We start from the raw sequence: 20135 nt of genomic DNA on the forward strand, positions 1-20135 counted from the left end.
TTACTTCACTCCTCCGGCGGTCAGTCCGCCGACTAGGTAACGTTGGAATATCAGGTACAGGATGACCACGGGCGCCGCGCAGACCAGGGAGGCGGCCATCATCTGGCCGTACATCGGAATGGCGCCGCCTTCCTGGGAAGCTCCAAAGATCTGGAGCGCGACGGCGGCCGTCTGGCTTTCCGGACGCGTCATGACGGACGCGAAGAGGACGTCGTTCCAGCCGAGCAGGAAGGCAAAGATCCCGGAGACTACAATGCCCGGCCAGCTCAGTGGGAGGACGATGCGCACCAGGACGCCCAGGTTACTGGCGCCGTCGATCCTGGCCGCTTCCTCAAGTTCGCGGGGAAGCCCGCGCAGGTAGGTGACCATGACCCAGGTGGAGAACGGCATGGCGAACGTCAGGTAAGTCACGAAGAGACCCCACTGGGTGCCGATCACCTGGATCCCCAGATAGCTGGCCGCCGAAGAGAACAGGACAAACACGGGAAGGACCATCAGCGTCCCTGGCACGGACTGCAGGGCGAGCAGGCCACGGAGGACCGTGAGCCGGCCCCGGAACTGGTATCGGACCAGTACGAAAGCTGTCGACACGGACATGATCGCCGATACCACGGCCGTGGTCCCCGCCACCAGGACGCTGTTGGCCAGCCCGGTGGCCAGCCCCACGCTGGACCAGATCTTGGAGTAGTTTTCCAGGGAAAAGCTCGACGGCCAGAATTCACCGGTTGCCACCCCGATGTCGGAGTTTACGGATGCCAGGAAGATATACAGCACCGGAATGAGCACGATCGCGCAAAGGAAGACCAGGATGATGGCCAGCAGGGGTCCCGGCAGGAGCCGGGTGACTTCGCTCTGGCGTTTCGACCCGGGCCGGAAGGCTGTCCCGGAAGGCCGGCGGACGGAGGTGACGGTGGCGCTCACTTTTTTCCTCCCGGGGTGTCGGCGTCGTCAAGTTTGACGGCGCGCAGGTAGACGAACAAGGGGATTGCGATCAGGACCAGCGAGACAAACGCCATGGCCGCGCTCAGCCCGAACCGGAAGCTTTGGAAGCTGGTGACGTACGTCAGTATCGGAAGGACTTCGACGTCGGACGGGGCTGGTACGCCGAACAGGACGAACGGCAGCGTGAAGTTGTTGATGTGGTGCAGCATCCCGATCAGGAATGCCAGCGACAGCGGGCCCTTGAGGTAGGGGAACACGACATACCTTACCTTGTTCCACCAGAGGGCCCCGTCCAGTGCGGATGCCTCGTGGACCTCGTGGTCCACAGCCTGCAGCCCTGACAGCGCCAGCAGGTAGATGAACGGCCAGGAAGCCCAGATCTGCACGAGAATCAGAGTCCAGTAGGTCTGGGGGCCGTTCAGCCACAATCCGGCGTCGACGCCGACCGATGCCAGGACCGAGTTGACCACGCCGTCCGGCTGCAACATCGTCCGCCAGACGGTTGCGACAACGAATGCCGGCAGAACGTAGGGGACGAGGAAGATTGAGCGTACGAGGGCCCTGCCCTTGAAGGCATTCTGGGTGGCCACAGCCGCACCGATTCCAAGTGGCAAGGTGACCACCATGGCGACAAGGGAGTAGCTGACGCTGAGCCAAACGGAGTGCAGCAACGGCGAGGAGGTCAGCGCCTCCACGAAGTTCTGCACTCCGATGAACGGCGAGCTGACCCACTTGCGCAGGGTGTACTGATCCAGGTCCAGCGCCGACATGAAGATGCCCAGAAGCAGCGGAACCACGATGATGATGAACATCAGCGCTCCGCCGGGAATGAGCATCCAGAGAGGCCGGTTGCGTTCGCTCAGGCCTTTGCGGCGTCCGCTCGAACCTGGCCGGGCAGCCGGGGGGCCGGCCGGAGCCGGCGCCCCCACCGTGGCCGCAAGGGCGGCCGCGGCTTGTTCAGCTGCTCCAGCCACGGCTTCCTGGGTGCCCTGGGCGCGGGCGACGGCAAGCGTGCCGGGCGCACCCCCTGGCACCTTGGAGGAATCGGTGGACATGACCGGTCCCCTTAGGACTTCGTGGCCCGGTCAAGGGAAGCCTGGCCCTTGGACTGCGCGTCCTTGAGCCGGCCCTCAAGCGCCGACGAGTCCACTGAGCCCTTCGACAACTCGGGAATCGACTGGACCGTGACATTGAGCAGCGCCAGCTGGATGTCACCCCAAGCGCCGGTGAACGGCGTTGCCTTGGACTTGGCCGCCGCGTCCGCGATGGGCTGCAGCTGGGGACTCGTCAGCGACTTCAGGGCGTCCGCGTTCGCAGGCAGATCGCCGAAGATCTTCTGGTAATTGAGCTGCTCATCCTTGGAGGTAATGAGCTTGATGTAGGCGAAGGCGAGGTCCTTCTGCTTGGAGTAGTCGGCCACCACTACGTTGTCCCCGGAAAGGATGCTGGCGGCCTTGTCCCCGTCTCCCTTGGGTGCGGTTTCCCCGGGGGCCGTGGTGGGCATGGTCGAGTAGGCGTACTTGCCGGCCACGGCCGACTTTTCCAGCGTGGGGAGCGAACTTGAGGTGGTCATCATCAGATAGGCCGCCTTGCCGCTTGCGAAGGCTGCAACGGCGTTGCTGTTGCTCCACCCCACGGCGTTCGGGTCAACTACCTTGTCCTTGGTCAGCCAGCCAAAGTACGTCTCGTACGCATTCTTGACGGTAGGGTCATCAAGTTTGAGGTTCTTGCCGTCCACGAGCGGGTTGCCGGCCTGGACTGACATGGCCCAGATGAACTTCCACGGGTCGAAGTTGTCCTTGTAGCCCGTGGCAATGCCGAAAGTTCCGGTGCCGGGGTTGGTGAGCTTCTTCGCCTGCGCGGCGAGATCGTCCCAGGACGAGGCCGGCTTCTCGATGCCCGCCGCGGCCAGGAGTTCCTTGTTATAGGCCATCACGAAGGGGCGGCTCACGAACGGGATCCCGGCCTGGTGTTCCGGATCCGGACCGGAGATGCCGAGCGCGGCCTGGTTGAATTTGTCCTTGCCGCCGACTTTCTTCCAGTCATCATCGGTCAAGGTCACGAACGCCTTGGTGGCGTAGGCGGTGGGGGTGAAAGTGGTGCCGAGGCTGTAGACGTCCGGCCCCTGGCCGGATACCACGGAGGTCTGGATGCGAGTGAGTTCGTCGTTACCGGACGCGAAGGTCTCGAAGGCCACGTCGGCGCCAGTCTCGGCTTTGAACTTGGCGGCGATGTCGCTGAACCACTGCTTCTGCTGCTCGGGGTACTGGCTGCTGACGTTGACCAGGACGCTCAGCTTCTTGCCTTTTCCATCCACGGCTCCGCCGCTGCTGGCGGAATCGGCGGTTCCTGAACCGCAAGCCGTCAAGGCCAGCGCCGCCGCCGATACCACGGCCGCAAGCTTGACTGAAGATGCAAACCTCATTGTTTCCTCCTTGGGTACCCATCAGCCACAGGAAGTGGCATGAGTCACATGGGTCTTCGGCGTTGAGTCTACGGTCGGCAATTCTCAGACGGCAAGCGATTGCCAAATATTGCCAAAAGTGTTGCAATTGACAAACAAACCGGATGCCCATGGCTCACCGTGAAGAACCCCATACATAAGGAACGGCCACACTATGGCAGACCCGCAGATCCCGTCGCCGGCCCGGCCGCCGACCATTCGAGACGTGGCGGAGCGCGCCGGCGTCGCAACGTCCACGGTGTCCCGGGCATTGTCCAACCCCGGCAGGGTCAACCCGGTGACGCGCCAGAAGATCGAGAAGGTGGCCGCCGAACTCAACTACGTGCCCAGCTCGCAGGCCCGGGGCCTCAGCTCCGGACGGACGCAGGCCATCGCCCTCCTGGTCCCCGACGTTACCAACCCCTTCTTCTTCGACATCATCCGCGGAACGCAACGTGAGCTGCGCGCGGCTGGATACACACAAGTGCTGGTCGATACTGAAGAATCCGCCGAAGTTGAGCAGAACGCCCTGCATAAGATGCAGAGCACGGCGGACGGCTACATCCTGGCGGCGTCCCGGCTCACCGATGCCCAGTTGGCCGGGGCCGCCGCCCAGCACGCCATCGTCACCATCAACCGTGCGTCCGCGGACGTGCCCACGGTGGTCATCGACACGCCGTCGGCCATTGTCCAGGCCCTGGAACACCTGGCCTCACTTGGCCACACCAGGATCTGCTTCGTGGGAGGTCCGGCCAGCTCCTGGTCCAATGCCAAGCGGTGGAAGGCCTTCGAGGACGAAACCCGGGTGCGCGGGCTGGCAACGTCCCGGGTGGGGCCGTTCGCTCCCATGATGACATCAGGCGCAGCCGCGGCGGACGCAGCTGCGCACACCGGCGCCACGGCGTGCATTGTCTTCAATGACCTCCTGGCGATCGGCATGCTGCAGCGGCTCCGCGAGCGCGGGATGCGCGTTCCCGAGGACATGAGCATTATTGGCTGCGACGACATCTTCGGTGCGGATTTCTGCAATCCGCCCCTGACCACCATTGCTTCACCAATCGAGCAGGCCGGCCGGGTGGCGGTCTCGATGCTCCTGTCCCAGCTCAATCCGCTCCAGGGGGGAACGAAGCGGCGGCTCGCCGTCATGCCAACCCATCTGACCGTGCGCGGCTCCACCGGGCCTGCGCCAATCAGCCGGTCACAGTTGAGCGCGGTTGACACCGCTGGCTAGGCTTTGAGTCATGCGTGAACTCCAGGCGAAGATCATTGAGGAAATGGGCGTCCAGCCCCGGATCGATCCCGCCGGGGAGGTGCGCAAGCGGGTGACGTTCCTGAAGGAATACCTCAAGGCAACCCACACCACGGGGTTTGTTCTCGGCATCTCGGGCGGACTGGATTCCTCGCTCGCCGGACGCCTGGCCCAGCTGGCCGTTGAGGAACTGGAAGCCGAGGGCACCGAGGCGAGCTTCGTGGCTGTGCGGCTCCCCCACGGATTCCAGCACGACGAAGAAGACGCCCAGGTGGCCCTTGACTTCATCGGCGCCACGACCGAGTGGACCTTCAACATCGCCCCGGCCGTAGAGGGCTTCGAGTCCGAGTTCGAGAAGACGACCGGCGCGCCGGTTTCCGATTTCACCAAGGGCAACATGAAGGCCCGCTCCCGCATGATTGCCCAGTACGCCCTGGCCGGCGAGCATAACTACCTCGTCATCGGCACAGACCATGGTGCCGAGTCGGTCACCGGGTTCTTCACCAAATTCGGCGACGGCGGCGCGGACGTGCTCCCTTTGTTCGGACTCAATAAGCGCCAGAACCGCGCCCTGCTGGCCGAGCTGGGAGCCCCGGCGCGGGTCTGGGACAAGGTGCCCACCGCTGACCTGCTTGACGGCAAGCCCGGCCGCACCGACGAGGACGAGCTCGGCCTCAAGTACGACGACATCGACGACTACCTTGAAGGCCGGGACGTCGCGGACGAGGTGGCCGAGCGGATCGAGGAGAAATACCTCCGCACCCGGCACAAGCGCACTGTCCCGGTCACGCTCAGCGACACCTGGTGGAAGCGGTAGGGCGCGGGTACGCGCCGCCGCGGGGCACTTCGGACGTGATGCTGTGCTCCGGCCGCGGGTGGCCGGGGCGTCCGTGTCAAAGAACCCCGCGACCGCATACCGGATCCGTCAGTCCCGGACTTCCACCGTTCCTTTCATGCCCATGAAATCGTGCAGGGCGCAGATGTAGTCAAACTCCCCGGCCTTCGTGAACGTCACGGTGAAGCTGGTGTCCGGCGGCATGAGTCCCGAGTTGAGATCCCCGCCCGCGAAGCCGGATGGATCGCCGAGGGGGGCGAAGATGTTGGCCGGCTCCGTGCCAAAGGTGACTGTGTGCGGGGCACCCATGCCGCTGTTCACGAATGTCACACTTTCGCCGACCTTGACCTTGATCTCCTGGTGCACGAACCGCATGACCATGGAGGTCCCGTTGTCCGTGCCGGCGATCACGGTGTGGTTGTTGGCGTGGCCGCGGGCCGCGTCCCAGGACTTGTCGCCGTCGCGCAGGATGTCCCGCTCCTGCTTCTGGGCCTTTTTGTCATACTGCGACTGGGTGTACGGGTAGTCCGTTCCGGCGTCCCGGACGTGGACGGTGCCCTTCATCGCCATCCCGTGCACGAGGCAGTAGTAGGTGAATTCACCGACGTCGGGGAATGCCAGCGTGTACTTGCGGGATTCCTTGAACCCGCTGTTGGACACGTTCGTCATGACCCCGGAGTTGTAATACGAGTGGCCGTCGTAGACGTCACCACCCTGCTTGAAGAGTTCCTGCGGATCCATGGGGTTGAACGGCTGCGTGGAGTCCAGGGACTGGCCGGCGGCCAGGAACGTGACTGTATGGATTTCCGCCGAGTGGGCCTTCCACGTGACCTTGTCCCCTGCGTTGACGTAGATGTCTGCAGGCAGGAAGGCCATGCCCTGGATCGCCTGGTCCGATGATTCGGAACCGACTTGGACGGTCCAGGTCCTGGCCGGTTTACCGCCGTCGGCGACGGCGGCACCGCTGACCGCCAGTGGCATCAGCAGGGCGGCGGCGAACGCAATGAGCACGCGCAGCAGGCGCGGCATTCTGTGGATTCTGTTCACGGGAGTCATGAGACTCATTCCTTCAATGGTGGGGTGAAGCGGCCGGGGAACCGGCTGGGAAGGTTGACGCCCGGCGTCGTTCACGACGCCGGCACGCACCGGCATGGCGTGCGGCCGCCGCGCTTCTTCGGTTCCCACAATTACCCAGCATCAAGGCGGGGAAGTAGTCCTCGGACCCGTCGCGCCACCCGGACAAGTGAATGGACGCGGTTTCGGCAGCTGCGGGGCGCAACTGCCAATGCATTTCCCATCGTGCTCCGCGGAGGACGGGTTTGTCGAGGTCTCCGGCTAAGTTCCCGGCGCTCCGTCAGGCGCTCTGGAGCTGAACGGAAATCCGGTGCGCCTCGTCCATGAGCAGGCGCCCCAGCTGCGGCCGCCGGTCCTCCCGGAAGCGCGGCTCGATGCCGGTGAGGGACAGCGCCCAGGCAGGGCGTCCCCGCCGGTCGAACACGGCCGCGCCCATCCCCCAGCTGCCTTCCAGGACCAGGCCCGGGTTCACTGAATATCCGGCCTGCCGCGTCGCTTCCAGGTTTTTGCGGACCAGCTTTTCGGTGTGCGCCGCCGCGAAACTGCCCGCATGGGCGGCCCAACCGGCGAGCAGTTCTTCCTGTTCCCCGGCCGGCAGGAACGCCATGATCGCGGTCCCGGCCGAGGCGACCCCCAGGGGGAACCGGACGCCCTCGTGCAGCACGAAGGACCGCACCGGGAAACTGCCCTCCTCCCGGAGTAGGCACACCGTCTCATTCCCGCGGCGGATGGAGAAGAAGGCGCTTTCGCCGGTCTCCTCGGCGAGACGGCGCAGGCTGGGCCTGGCGATGTCCTCCAGCGGGAAACGCGCCGAGGCCACGGAGCCCAACAGCAGGATCTCCGGTCCCAGCACCCAGTTGCCGCTGTGCGGGTCCTGGTCCAGCAGGCCTTCCGCGGCTAGGGAGCTGAGCAGCCGGTGGGCAGTGGGCCGGGTGAGACCGGACTCCCTGACCAGCTCCACCAGCGGCGAGCCTTCCGGTTTCCGCCCCACGATCCTCAGCAGGGCTGCGACGCGGCTGACCACCTGGGCACCCTGGACAGCGCCTTGGACGGGTAACGATTTCATAGATCCCTCACGAAACTTCGCAGATCGTCCATAATATGGACAGTCCCAAGCCTAACGTCCACACTGTAGAAACGCACTGTTTGCCGCGAAATCCTGGCGTTGACAGTGCTCCACGCCACACCATAGGCTCCTTCTTCAGACGAACAGTCCACAAAGTGGATTGGCGCCGGGCGAGCTCAATGAGGAGATGCAATGTCAAAGGTGAAATCCGGTGCGGCCGCCGCGCTGCAGGACGTGCTGCGGGACGGCATGACGCTCGCCGTCGGAGGCTTTGGCCTCAGCGGCATCCCGGCGGACCTGATCGAGGCCGTGCGCGATTCGGGCGTCAAGGACCTCACGGTGGTCTCCAACAACATGGGCGTGGACGGCAAGGGACTCGGCGTGCTGATTGAAGCCGGCCAGGTCCGCAAGGTCATCGCGTCCTATGTGGGCGAGAACAAGCTCTTCGCCGAGCAGTACCTTGCCGGCAAGCTCGAGGTCGAGTTCACCCCGCAGGGCACCCTGGCCGAGCGGCTCCGCGCGGGCGGCGCCGGCATCCCGGCCTTCTATACCAAGACCGGCGTCGGCACCCTCGTCGCCGAGGGAAAGCCGCTCGCGGAGTTCGACGGCGAAACGTATGTCCAGGAGCGAGCCATCACGGCCGACGTCGCCCTGGTCCACGCGCACACCGCCGACACCGACGGCAACCTGATCTACCGCTACACCGCGCAGAACTTCAACCCCGTCGTGGCCACGGCCGGCGCCGTGACCGTCGCGGAGGCCGAGGTGATCGTGGCACCCGGTCAGCTGGACCCGAACCACATCATCACCCCGGGCGTTTTCGTCCAGCGACTCGTCCAGGCAAGCGGCCGGCCCAAAGACATCGAACAGCGCACAGTACGCCCGCGCCCCGAATCGGAAGCAGAAGCGGCCGGCGCCGCATCCGCCGCCGCCGTCTAATCCGGCCCGAGCGCCGCCCAACAATTCTTCAGGAGATCATCATGGCTTGGACCCGCAACGAAATGGCTGCCATCGCGGCCGAAGAACTCAACGACGGCGACTACGTCAACCTTGGCATCGGCATCCCCACGCTGGTCGCCAACAACTTGCGCGAGGGCGTCCGCGTCGTCCTGCAGAGCGAGAACGGCCTGCTCGGCATGGGCCCGTTCCCCTACGAGGGCGAGGAGGATGCGGACCTCATCAACGCCGGCAAGCAGACCGTCACGGTCCTGCCCGGGGCCAGCATCTTCGACTCCGCCACCTCCTTCGGCATGATCCGCGGCGGCCACGTGAAGGTCGCGATCCTCGGCGCCATGCAGGTCTCCGGCGCCGGCGACCTCGCCAACTGGACCATCCCCGGCAAGATGGTCAAGGGCATGGGCGGCGCCATGGACCTCGTCGCCGGCACCCCGCGCGTCGTTGTCCTCACCGAACACAACGCCAAGGACGGCACCGCCAAGATCGTCAAGGAGTGCACCCTGCCGCTGACCGGGCTGAGCTGTGTGGACCGCATCATCAGCGACCTCGCAGTCTTCGATCTGGTGAAGCATGACGAAACAGGCGGCGGCCGGCAGCTTACGCTCACCCGCCTCGCCCCAGGCGTCACCGTGGAGGAGATCCGCGAGAAGACGGAAGCCGCATTCAACGTCGCCCTGGAACACGAGGGAGCCGCAGCATGAGCCTCAAAGACCAGTTCGGCAAGGATGTCCTGCTCACCGGCTGGGGTCACAGCCGGTTCGGAAAACTCACGGACGAGACCCTGGAGTCCCTGATCGTGCAGGTCGCCGCCGAGGCGATCGGCAACGCCGGGATCGAACCGGGCCAGATTGACGAGATTTACCTCGGCCAGTTCAACTCCGGGATGATGCCGCTGGCCTTCCCGTCCTCCCTCGCCCTGCAGGTCTCGGAGACGCTCGCCAACGTGCCGTCCACGAGGGTCGAGAACGCCTGCGCGTCCGGTTCCGCCGCGTTCCAGCAGGGCACCAAATCCCTCCTGGCGGGCACCGCCAGGACGGTCCTGGTGATCGGCGCCGAAAAGATGACCCAGGCGGGCGCCGACGTCGTGGGCGCGGCCCTGCTCGGAGCGGACTACGACATGGCCGGCAAGCCCTCCACCACCGGATTCACGGGACTCTTCGCCGAGGTGGCCAAGCATTACGAGAAGCGCTACGGCGCTGGCGCAGGAAACCTGTCCGACGTCCTGGGCACCATCGCGGCGAAGAACCACCGCAACGGCGTTGACAACCCCTACGCCCAGCTCCGCAAGGACCTCGGCGAGGAGTTCTGCCGGACGGTATCGGACAAGAACCCGATGGTCGCCGATCCGCTGCGCCGCACCGACTGCTCCCCCGTCTCCGACGGCGCCGCCGCCGTCGTGCTCAGCGTCGCCCCCACCGGCGGGGCCACCGCGCCGGTGCGGCTCGCCGGCTTCGGCCACGCGAACGACTTCTTCCCGGCCGACCGCCGGGACCCGACCGAATTCGCCGCCACCCGGGCCTCCTGGCAGCGCGCCCTGGGGATGGCCGGCGTCGGACTCGAGGACCTCGACTTCGCCGAGGTCCACGACTGCTTCACCATCGCCGAACTGCTCATGTACGAGGTCATGGGCCTGACCGAACGCGGCCAGGGTACCCGCGCGCTCGAGGAAGGCTGGGTCTTCAAGGACGGCAAGCTGCCCGTCAACGTCTCCGGCGGCCTCAAGGCCAAGGGCCACCCGGTCGGGGCCACCGGCGTCTCACAGCATGTCATCGCGGCGATGCAGCTCACGGGCACCGCCGGCGACATGCAGCTGGCCGGCCCGCGCCGCGCGGCGGTGCAGAACATGGGCGGCGTCGGCATCGCGAACTACGTCAGCGTGCTTGAAGCGCTCTAACACGCAACGCGGGGTCAGATACGTCCGGTGTCGGGGGGCTTAATGGGCCGTAGCTGACCCCGCGTTGCTTTCAGGAGTCGTCGCTGCAGAAGCCGCGGCCGCTCTTGATCCCCAGCCAGCCCTTGTCGATGTACTCCTGGAGCATACGGCGCGGTGACCCGGGATTATTTCGCCTTGATGCAGGGCCATGTCGAGGAGATCCGGGACCTCGCCCGGGCGCGCGGAGAAGCCGCGCCGACGGCGCAGGAGATCGTCGACGTCGTGGTGGCGCCCGTGATCTACCGATCCTGTTCAACCACGAATCCGCCGCTGAACTGCGTGTCCGGGACAGGATTGGCCGGCTGCTCGGCCCCGAGGGAGCCCCGGCGCCGCGGGACGACTAAACTCGGTTCCAGCCCACCCACAACCTGCGAGGAGCCCCCATGCGCGCAACCATCATCCACGGCCCCGGCGACATCCGAGTCGAAGACCGCGACTACCCCACCATCCAGCTGCCCACCGACGTCGTCGTGAAGGTCACCGCCTCCTGCGTCTGCGGCTCGGACCTGTGGCCCTACCGCGGCGTCAAGCCCACCCACAAACCGTCCGCGATCGGACACGAATTCATCGGGACGGTCGAAAGCATCGGCGACGACGTCACGACCCTCGCCGTGGGCGACTTCGTGATCGCACCGTTCGTGGTCAGCTGCGGCAAGTGCCCGCAGTGCCTGGACGGCGTCACCGTCGCCTGCGACCACTTGGCCGGCTGGGGCGGCAAGGACGACACCGGCCTGGGCATCGACGGCGGCCAGGGCCAGGCCGTCCGGGTGCCGCTCGCCGACTCCACACTGGTGAAAGTCCCCGGCGTAGCGGAGCCGGACGATGCCCTGCGCGCCAGCCTGCTGACACTCTCCGATGTGATGGCCACGGGCCATCACGCCGCCCTGGCCGCGAAGGTCGGCCGCGGCCGGACCGTCGTTGTGGTCGGCGACGGTGCCGTGGGGCTTTGCGGCGTCCTGGCAGCCAAGCGTTTGGGCGCGGAGCGGATCATCGCCATGTCCCGGCACGCCGACCGGCAGGCCATCGCCCGCGAGTTCGGCGCCACGGACATCGTCGCGGAACGAGGCGAAGAGGGCGTGGCCAAGGTCCGCGAACTCCTCGGCGGCGTCCTGGCCGACTCCGTGCTCGAGTGCGTCGGAACCAAAGAATCCATGGAACAGGCGCTGCACAGCGTCCGCCCGGGCGGCGCCCTCGGCTTTGTCGGCGTCCCGACCGGCGGCGCCGAGGCCCCGCTGCGCTACCTGTTCGACACCAACATTTCCATCGCCGGCGGCATGGCCCCCGCCCGCACGTACATCCCGGAGCTGCTGGCCGACGTGCTCGACGGCAGCATCAACCCGGGCCGGGTGTTCGACGTTGTGATGCCGCTGGAGGAAGCGCCGGAGGCCTACCGCGCCATGGACGAACGCCGCGCCATCAAGGTCCTGCTCACCCCCTAACCGGACCAGCCGCCGGACCACCAGCCGGCCCCCGACGGCGGCGACGCCGGGCTCTTGCGCCCCGCCGCTGCACTGGCTCTTGCACTGCCAACTGCGCGGGTCTAGCGTGAAGCGCATCAGCATCCGCCGCCGCCGTCGAGGAGCCGTCATGGCAAGGTTTGTGCAGATCATTGAAATCAAGACGTCCCGCATCGAGGAGGTCGAAGCCCTTGGCCGCCCGTCGCGAACCGAGGGCACCACCGCCCCGACTTTCCGCCGCATCATGGCCACAGCAGACCGCGACCGCCCAGGAACGTACCTAACCATCGTCGAATTCGATTCCTACGAATCGGCCATGGAAAACTCCAACCGGCCCGAGACCTCCGACTTCGCCGCGAAGATGGCGGCCCTGTGCGACAGCCCGCCCGTGTTCCGCAACCTGGACGTCCAATGGGAGGACACCGGCGAGACCGGTGAGTGAGGGATCAGGGGAACGGGTCGCCGCAGACAGCAGGACGCCGACCGGTCTCGTCATGGCCCTCAGTGAGGTGGGATCGGCACCGCTGCCGCTGGTGGGCGGCAAGGCGCTGAACCTCGGCAAGATCACTGCGGCCGGGTTTGCCGTCCCGCACGGCTTCTGCCTGACCACCCTCGCGTACCGGAAGGCGGCCCCGGCGGGGCTCGACGCGCTCGCGGGGCACCTGGACAGCCTGGGCCCACGGGCCTCCGGCGACGGAAGCGCCGACGCCGGAGCGGCGGGAACTGCCACTCCGGGAAGGCCCGCGGCCGTGGCCGAGCCGACGCTCGGCGAGCTGGCCAGACGGGCGCGCGAGATGATCGTCACAGCACCGATCCCTGCCGATGTGGATGCCGCCGTCCGGACGGCCTACGCCGCGATGGGCCCGGCGGCCGTTGTAGCGGTCCGGTCCTCGGCCACGGCAGAGGATTTGCCGTTCGCCAGCTTCGCCGGGCTGCAGGACTCCTATCTCGACATCGTCGGCGCCGACGCTGTTGTCCAGTCAGTCCGGCGCTGCTGGGCCTCCCTGTGGACCGAACGGGCGGTGTCCTACCGCTCCGTCAACGGCGTCAGCCATCGGGAGGTGGCACTCGCCGTCGTCGTCCAGGCCGTCGTCGACGCCGCCAGCGCGGGGGTGATGTTTACCGCCAACCCGGTCACCGGCACGAGGACGGAGACGGTCATCGATGCCAGCCCCGGCCCGGGACAGGCCGTGGTTTCCGGCGCGGTGAACCCCGACCATTTTGTGGTGGACACGGCCACGGGCAGGGTCCTGCTCCGCTCGCCCGGAGGGCACGACGCCGGACGGCGGCCGAGCCTGAGCGACCCCCAGATCCGGGAACTCACCACGCTCGGGGACGCCGTCCAGCGCCTGTTCAGCGCACCCCAGGACGTGGAATGGGTCATCGATGCAGGCGGCAGGATCTGGCTGACCCAGTCGCGGCCGATCACCACCCTGTATCCCTTGCCCGACCCGGCCGCCGCGGAACCCTCCGGACTGGAATCGGCGCCGTCCGCCGGAACCCGCGTGTACCTGTGCGGCACACTTCTTCAGGGACTCACCCGCCCCCTTACGCCGATGGGCCTTGCGGCGCTGGGCGCGATGCGGAACCGCAAGGGGCCCTGGCAGTACATCAACCCGGGCCTGCGCATGTACGTGGACCTGACGCCGATCGTGCGCAACAAATATGGCCGGCGCTATCTGCAGCTGATTCTCCCGCTGGCGGACGCGAGGTCAGCCTCGGTTTTTCCTGCGCTGCTGGAAGACCCACGGTTCAGCGTCGTCAAAGCCCAGCGCCGGAAGTCCATCGACAGAGTAATATCCGACCGGGGGTTCTCCGGCTCAGAGGGAACGGCGAGTCTTGCCTTGATCGCCCGGCTGGTTCCGGGCCTGATCAGGGCCGCGTTGCGGCCCGAGGCGGAGCTGGAGCGGGCGGAGGCCTACGGAAAACGGCTCGAAGCGGAGCTTGCCCTGCCCGAACCCGCCAGTGCCTTCCGCCGGCTCGAACACACCCAGCGCATTCTGGACCGCACCGTGGACGGGCTGATCCTCGCCACATTGCCCGCCCCCGCGATCGGCTACATCATGCTGGCCGTGGCCCGCCGGCTGCTCCGCGGCATCGCGAAGCCGCGGGAGCTGGAAGCAGTGCTGCGCGGACTCCCCCACAACGTGACCACCGAGATGGACCTTGAACTCTGGCAGCTGGCGGTCGCGATCGGGACGGATGCCGGCGCCCGCGAGGCATTCCTGGCGGAGCGCCCTGAGGATCTGGCCGCCGGCTATGGGGCCGGTACCCTTCCTGCCGTGGCGCAGGGGGGCCTGCGGGGTTTTCTGGCCTGTTACGGCCACCGCGCCGTGGCCGAGATCGACCTCGGCATGCCGCGGTGGTCGGAGAAACCGGACCATATTCTGGGCATGATCTCGAACTACCTTCGCGTGGAGGATCCCGAACAGGCCCCCGACCGGCAGTTCGCCCGGGCAGTCGAGCATGCCGAGGACAGAATCCGCGACCTGGTCGAGCGGACCCGGGCCCGGAGCCCGTGGCGCGCGCGGATGGTGGAGCGGAGCCTGCGCCGCGCACGCCAGCTCTCGGGTCTGCGGGAGCTGCCGAAGTACTACATTGTGCTGGCGCTCGCCGAGATGCACCGGCAGCTCCTGGTCGTCGGCGCGGAGCTGAATCGCTCCGGCGCCGTCGCGGCCGCGGACGATGTCTTCTTCCTGGACTTCGACGAGGTGCGCGTTGGCCTGCGCGGCGCCAATCTGGCCGGTATCGTCGCGGATCGCCGCCGCCTGTACGAGGTGGAATTGCGGCGACGGCGGATTCCGCGGCTTCTGCTCTCTGACGGTACGGATGTCGAGGCCGCGATGATGACGAAGTCTCCGGCTTCGGGCGCGCTGGCCGGGACGCCGGCATCGGCCGGGACGGCGACAGGGACGGTCCGGGTGGTTACGGACCCCGTGGGCGCCCACCTTGAGCCCGGCGAAATCCTGGTGGCGCCCTCCACCGATCCGGGCTGGACTCCTCTGTTCATGACCGCCGGCGCCCTTGTCATGGAGATGGGCGGCGTCATCTCCCACGGGGCCGTAGTGGCACGGGAGTACGGCATCCCTGCCGTCGTCGGCGTGCCGGACGCCACTACGCTCCTGCGCACCGGCCAGAGAGTCACGGTGGACGGCGCGGCCGGAACGGTGACGCTGGTTGATGACCTCCAGTCCCCGGCCGAGGTCGCCGGCAGAATGGCTGGATGACCCCCGCGGAGCGACATTCCGTGCCGGATGCGGGTCCGCACGTGCCCCCTGGTCACGCGCGCGTCGAGGATCGCGTGCCTGCCTTGCGGAGCATCAGGGTTCGGATCTCCCACGGTGCCAGCGTGAATTTGTATTCACCGTCCGCCTGCGCCGTCTCAAGGGTTTGCCCGGTGAGGTCTACCGTCGCTGCCTGATCGAAGTCACCTTCCAGGACTGCGGAGGTCCCCTCGCCGGATAGGAGGACGACGCGCACTTCGACTCCGTCGTCCACGGTCCGCAGGCTGCTCATCCGCACATTTTCGCCTCGAAGCTTCAAGCCTTCGCTCGCTGCCGGAAGGCCGACCCCGCGCCGGCCCCGGCCTCGAACAGCAAGTGCGCCGGCGTTGAAATGATCGGAGAAACGGACGGCATCGGCGTTGCGGTACCCGGCCGAAGACGCCATGACGGCGAATTCCGTATCGATGCCGGTGCCCTGTTCCTGTGCGCCCGGAATTGGGATCTCCGACGCGGCGGGCTCGTCACGCAACGGGTGCACGTTCACGCTGATCGAGCCGACCGCGCGCAGCACAGTAAGGGCAAGCTCATTCCGGCCAACGATTTCGTATTCGGTGGCATCGTGGACGAGGACGGTGGCCTGCCCGGCGGAGACGAAACTGTAGGCGGGGAAGGTCGGAAGCGGGTATTCCCCGCCGCCGCCTTCGGCGTCCAGCCCTCGGGCCGTGATCGAGAACTGGCCTTCGGCCGCCGACCCCTGGACAGCTCCCGGGAGCGGGATATGCATCCTGAGCCGGTGGTCGGAGACCTCATTGGTGAACTGCACACGCAGGCGAACGAAGGGCTCCCCGCGCCTCAGCTCGACAAGTAGGGTTACCGGAACATCCATGACGTCCGTGTCCCGACACCCGTTGGGCCGGTCCAGGGACCGCGGCCACCGGTAATGGCGCGTGACTTTCAGGACCGCCCGCACGGGGCCGTTTTCGACGACGTCGACCCGGATCCGGGAGGGCTCCTCCACCAGCACGTCCGAGGCGGGCGGACCGTAGTTGTAGCTGTCACCGCAGTCGCCGCCGTCGACGAGTTTGCCTAGCCCCGTCAGGACGGTGCCATCGGTTCCAGTCAATGTCACGGTGCCGTCGGTCCTGACCTGTGCGGTGACGAGTCCGTTGTCTAGAAGACCGTCCCCATAGATATCTCCCGCCTGCGCCGGACGCTCTGCCTGGTACACCCTGAAAGGCGTGGTGCCCATGGCTGGCACCGGGACGTCGACAAGGATACGGCGACGGGGCTGGGCGGCAATCCTGACCTTCCACTCGCCCGGGTGCACGTCGATGGCAGTCTCGAGTTCGGCCCTGAGGGCTGTGATGTCGAAAACGTCGGCTGAGGGTACTTCGGCCACGTCGAACTCCAGTGTGTGGGGAGCCACCCTGTATGCCTCGATCTGCTGGCCGAATAGTTCCCGGCCATGGATCCGGTTCATGATGCGTTCGATGAGGAGCGACGAGTCCATGACCTCGTCGCCAAGCAGCGTGGGGGCATGTCCCGTTTCCTGGACCATCAGGGCCGTGCCGTCTGATGCTTCCGCGACGACGGGAATGTCGTGCCGGGGCGCGGGTACTTCGAGTTCGACCATCATATTGCGGCCGGTCGGAAGGGTGTTCACCGCGAGATACGAATCATTCGAAACGTGCCCGGCGGCGGAGCGTGTCACCTCGTCGCGGACGGCGCGGGCAATTTGTTCGGCTTCCCGGAGGCGGGCGTCAACCTGGTCCACGGTTTCGTCCGTACCGGAGCCGACGACCGAGTCGTGCGCGGTGGATTCAATGATGCGCCGCCAGGCCATGCTGATGAACGGCTCGAAGTCGATCCGGGTGTGGGTCGCGGCCAGGCGCTCTGCTTCCATGACCATGCGCTCGGCGTGGGCCATGGCCGTCTTCAGGTTGCGGCGGATCGAGAACACGCCGGGCAGGATGTTGCCGCGGGCATGGGAGCGGAGTTCGCCATGGACGGTCGGCAGCGGTTTGTCCGCGTCGAACCTTTGCACGTATTCTTCCAAGGTACCGACGCGGATGGGGAATTCCGGGCTGTCATATGCGCGAACCCAGTCCATCAGCTTCGGATCCGGGGCCATGTGGTCCGTGCCGACCATGCCTAGAATCGGGTCGCCGGCGTAGCGCTGTGATGTCATCCGGCGGTAGTCGGAGAGTGCGCGCGGAATTTGTTCGGGGATAGCCAACAGGTCCAGGGCACTGCCGTAGCCGTCGAAGAGGTATTCGACGCGCACTGCGGAACCGTCAGGCGCTTCCCATCGGAACGAATGGCCGGTCACCGCCGATGGGACGCCCCGCCACAGGCAGGCGTGCCCGATCCCGGCACTTCGCAGGATCTGGGGCATCTGGGCCACGTGCCCGAACATGTCCGGAAGATAGCCGACCTTCATGTAACTGCCGAGCGCCTGTGCGCCGGAGATGCCCATCTGGAGATTGCGGATGATGGTCTCGCCCGAGCACAGGAATTCATCCAGCAGAATCTGCCAGGGCCCGAGTGCGAGCTGTCCCCGGGTGACCATAGCCTTGACCCGCTCCCGGTTTTCCGGCCGGATCTCCAGGTAGTCCTCAATCGCGGCCGTCTGTCCGTCGAGGGTGAACCGGAAGCCGGCATCGGCCTCGGCCGTCTCCAGGACTTCATCGAACATCCGGACGAGCTGGAAACGGAAGACTTGGAACGGCTCGTACCATTCCCGGTCCCAGTGGGTGTGCGGTACCAGAACAATGCCGGTTTCGTCCGTGGGGTTCATAGACCGATGGCCTCTCCGTCAAGGGTGATGTTCAATGATGTTGCCAGCGCGGCCGCAATGAGCTGGGCGACCCGTACGTCTGCTTCGCCCTCGTCAATCCCCGTAGGGGGGCGGACCCCGTTGGCCGCCATTTCGTGGAACGCGGCCAGTTCAAGTTCGAAGGGCTCCGTGACGTCGCGGACGGTCCGCGTGGAGGCGCCGTCTCCGGCTTTCTCGGTCAGGCGCAACTGGGTGGGAGCGTTCAGCAGGTAGGGGACGGTGAATTCCAGTTCCGCCGATCCCCGGGTGTGGTGCACCGTCACGGTTTCCTTGTAGATCGGATAATCCGCTAGGAAATGCCAGTTGACATGCACCCGGAGGCCGTCGCCTATGGTCCCCGAAATTTCTATCGACCCCGGGTCGTCTTGTTGGGCCCAATAGTGAACAGCGTCGACCGTCCGGACCGGGCCGACTAACGCCCTGATCAGTGCGACGTCATGGATCAGGCTCCCGAGGATGACGTTCGCGTAGAGGCGGCGAACCAGGGCCGGAGTGCCCTTGCCGAGTGCCGTGTCGAGGCGCGCTTCATCAGCGGCGACCAGGGCGGCGATTGTCGCGGGCGGGACGTCGCCGGCTGGTGGCCGGAGATTGGCGTAGGCCAACTGCGCCGCACCGCTGGGGTGCAACACTTCAACGTTGACATAACGGAGGTCGACGCCGGCGGGCAGGACCGACTTCAGGGTCCGGACTGCGGGATCATACTCTTTCATGTAGCCCAGCAGGAGCATCGGCCGTCCTTGGTTGCTCTCCGCCTTGCGTAGTAACTCGATCTCCGCGAGGGAAAAGGCGATCGGCTTTTCGCAGAAGACGGCCACTCCGGCGTCAATGGCCTCCAGCGCAGGACCGCCATGGGAGCCCGAGGTAAGCAGGATGACCCCGTCCAGCTGTTCTCCGGCGAGCATGTCGGTGAGGCTTGTGTAGCGGTGTTCCGATGCGATGCCGTATTGGTCTGAGACCTGCTCCAGGAGCGCGGGCGAAAGGTCAGCCAGGGCGACAAGATCGAAAAGGTCCCAGCGACGCTTGATCAGCGGCAGGTGGACGGACTGCGCTACGGCGCCAAGCCCGATCACGCCGATTCGAATTGGAGTCATTACGGTATCCACTTTCTGAGTACTTCACGGTTGATGGCGTGATCCCGGTCTGCGATATCGACGCTTTCGCCCGGCAACGGGATGGTGTCCTGCTCCACAACCAGCCAGCCGCCGAAATCCGTCGCCAGCAGCGCATCCATGAAACCGTCGACGTCGAGATTGCCCTGGCCCAGGGGCACGAAAGCTTTGCCGGACCACACATCGAGCATCGCGCCCTTGTCCCTCACGACGGATCTGAGGACCTCAACGCGGGCGTCTTTGATGTGAACATGGTTGATCCGGGCTCCCCAGCGCTCCAGGTCAGTGACGGGGTCTCCTCCGCCGAGGATAAGGTGACCCGTGTCGAAGGTGAGGCCCACATCTGAACACTGCAGGAGGCGGTCGATTTCCTCCGGTGTTTCAACGAACGTGCAGGCATGGTGATGGAATGTCGGCTCCAAGCCCCGCTCCCGCACCAATCTCGTAGCGGTCTCAAGATTGCGGGCAAAGACTTCCCAGCCTCGTTCATCCAGCGCCAAATCCCCGCCGCCGCCGGGATTGGCACGACGCCGGTCCGAACCACGGTCCGCCAGGGTGGGCAACGGTGCGGGCCCTGTGCCCACTGATGCTGCATCCGCAAAGATGTCCAACGTTTCCGCAAGGGACGACACGGCCCCGGAGAAGGCCTCGTCGTCGCTGAACGGCAAATCGATCCATCCGCCGGCGAGGGAAAGGCCGTAGCGTCGAAGGCGGTCGGTGAGGGCGCCGCCGTACCCCAGAAACCCCACAGGTCCCAGGTCAATGCCCGTGTAGCCATGCCTTCGCAGGATCTCACATACCTCGTCCGGACCGGGGAGGACGGCTCCTAGCTCCGCCCCCAATTCGAACACCCCGAAACTCACCGGTGCACCTGCCACAGAGATCACGTCATACTCCTTCGTAGGAAAAATGGATTGCTGCCAGCGGTCCCCCGGCCGGACCCTGAGAAATTCAGGGGGAGGGTAACACCGCATGTCCTCACAAATAGCGGTCCAAGCAGGACATTTCAC

16 protein-coding genes are annotated in these 20135 nt (G+C 66.1%); 8 read left to right on the forward strand and 8 right to left on the reverse strand.

What is annotated here, in order from left to right:
* Genes AC1DCZ_RS02405 through AC1DCZ_RS02415 form a run of 3 tightly spaced genes read right to left on the reverse strand, consistent with a single transcriptional unit; the run spans position 1 to position 3367 of the window.
* Entirely contained in the window at positions 1 to 921 is a 921-nt protein-coding gene (locus tag AC1DCZ_RS02405; protein ID WP_476973248.1) for a carbohydrate ABC transporter permease, read from the reverse strand.
* Positions 918 to 1997, reverse strand: a complete 1080-nt coding sequence (locus tag AC1DCZ_RS02410; RefSeq protein WP_476973249.1) for a carbohydrate ABC transporter permease — start codon at positions 1995 to 1997, stop codon at positions 918 to 920. The genes AC1DCZ_RS02405 and AC1DCZ_RS02410 overlap by 4 nt, the downstream gene beginning before the upstream one ends.
* A gap of 11 nt (positions 1998 to 2008) precedes the next feature.
* The gene (locus tag AC1DCZ_RS02415) at positions 2009 to 3367 is read right to left on the reverse strand and encodes an ABC transporter substrate-binding protein (protein WP_476973250.1); all 1359 of its coding nucleotides are present in this window, start codon (positions 3365 to 3367) and stop codon (positions 2009 to 2011) included.
* A 193-nt stretch (positions 3368 to 3560) separates the two neighbouring features.
* Between AC1DCZ_RS02415 and AC1DCZ_RS02420 the strand changes: the two genes are divergently transcribed.
* Positions 3561 to 4616 carry a LacI family DNA-binding transcriptional regulator gene (locus AC1DCZ_RS02420; RefSeq protein ID WP_476973251.1) on the forward strand — a complete coding sequence of 352 codons (1056 nt, stop codon included), beginning with the start codon at positions 3561 to 3563 and terminating at the stop codon, positions 4614 to 4616.
* A 10-nt stretch (positions 4617 to 4626) separates the two neighbouring features.
* A complete protein-coding gene (gene nadE, locus AC1DCZ_RS02425; RefSeq protein WP_476973252.1) occupies positions 4627 to 5451 on the forward strand; it encodes an ammonia-dependent NAD(+) synthetase in 825 nt (274 codons plus the stop codon).
* A gap of 108 nt (positions 5452 to 5559) precedes the next feature.
* On the opposite strand, the gene AC1DCZ_RS02430 is transcribed toward nadE, so the two are convergent.
* The gene (locus AC1DCZ_RS02430; protein WP_476973253.1) at positions 5560 to 6525 is read right to left on the reverse strand and encodes a plastocyanin/azurin family copper-binding protein; all 966 of its coding nucleotides are present in this window, start codon (positions 6523 to 6525) and stop codon (positions 5560 to 5562) included.
* A 298-nt stretch (positions 6526 to 6823) separates the two neighbouring features.
* On the reverse strand, positions 6824 to 7609 hold the full coding sequence (locus tag AC1DCZ_RS02435; protein WP_476973254.1) for an IclR family transcriptional regulator: 786 nt from the start codon (positions 7607 to 7609) through the stop codon (positions 6824 to 6826).
* A gap of 192 nt (positions 7610 to 7801) precedes the next feature.
* Here AC1DCZ_RS02435 and AC1DCZ_RS02440 point away from each other — a divergent pair, with 192 nt between their 5' ends.
* The 6 genes from AC1DCZ_RS02440 to AC1DCZ_RS02465 all read left to right on the forward strand — a co-directional run bounded on the left by AC1DCZ_RS02440 (position 7802) and on the right by AC1DCZ_RS02465 (position 15183).
* Positions 7802 to 8548, forward strand: a complete 747-nt coding sequence (locus tag AC1DCZ_RS02440) for a CoA transferase subunit A (protein ID WP_476973255.1) — start codon at positions 7802 to 7804, stop codon at positions 8546 to 8548.
* A gap of 41 nt (positions 8549 to 8589) precedes the next feature.
* A complete protein-coding gene (locus AC1DCZ_RS02445) occupies positions 8590 to 9267 on the forward strand; it encodes a CoA transferase subunit B (RefSeq protein ID WP_476973256.1) in 678 nt (225 codons plus the stop codon).
* Positions 9264 to 10460, forward strand: coding sequence for an acetyl-CoA acetyltransferase (locus tag AC1DCZ_RS02450; RefSeq protein WP_476973257.1), 1197 nt, complete (start codon positions 9264 to 9266; stop codon positions 10458 to 10460). Before AC1DCZ_RS02445 ends, AC1DCZ_RS02450 begins: the two co-directional genes overlap by 4 nt.
* A 422-nt stretch (positions 10461 to 10882) precedes the next feature.
* Positions 10883 to 11938 (forward strand): zinc-dependent alcohol dehydrogenase family protein, encoded by a 1056-nt coding sequence (locus AC1DCZ_RS02455; RefSeq protein WP_476973258.1) that lies wholly within the window; start codon positions 10883 to 10885, stop codon positions 11936 to 11938.
* 148 nt (positions 11939 to 12086) lie between these two features.
* Positions 12087 to 12398: a putative quinol monooxygenase gene (locus AC1DCZ_RS02460; protein WP_476973259.1), complete on the forward strand. Its 312-nt coding sequence runs from the start codon at positions 12087 to 12089 to the stop codon at positions 12396 to 12398.
* A gap of 52 nt (positions 12399 to 12450) precedes the next feature.
* A complete protein-coding gene (locus tag AC1DCZ_RS02465; protein ID WP_476973314.1) occupies positions 12451 to 15183 on the forward strand; it encodes a PEP/pyruvate-binding domain-containing protein in 2733 nt (910 codons plus the stop codon).
* A gap of 52 nt (positions 15184 to 15235) precedes the next feature.
* On the opposite strand, the gene AC1DCZ_RS02470 is transcribed toward AC1DCZ_RS02465, so the two are convergent.
* From AC1DCZ_RS02470 to AC1DCZ_RS02480, 3 genes are read right to left on the reverse strand one after another with little or no spacing between them, the layout of a single operon-like run.
* Positions 15236 to 17977, reverse strand: coding sequence for a glycoside hydrolase family 38 N-terminal domain-containing protein (locus AC1DCZ_RS02470; protein ID WP_476973260.1), 2742 nt, complete (start codon positions 17975 to 17977; stop codon positions 15236 to 15238).
* Complete coding sequence (locus tag AC1DCZ_RS02475; protein WP_476973261.1) at positions 17974 to 19107, reverse strand: Gfo/Idh/MocA family protein; 1134 nt, start codon at positions 19105 to 19107, stop codon at positions 17974 to 17976. The genes AC1DCZ_RS02470 and AC1DCZ_RS02475 overlap by 4 nt, the downstream gene beginning before the upstream one ends.
* Positions 19107 to 20012, reverse strand: coding sequence for a TIM barrel protein (locus tag AC1DCZ_RS02480; protein ID WP_476973262.1), 906 nt, complete (start codon positions 20010 to 20012; stop codon positions 19107 to 19109). Before AC1DCZ_RS02480 ends, AC1DCZ_RS02475 begins: the two co-directional genes overlap by 1 nt.
* Between the last annotated feature and the right edge of the window lie 123 nt (positions 20013 to 20135).

It is taken from the genome of Arthrobacter sp. 10N418 (genome assembly GCF_056394725.1).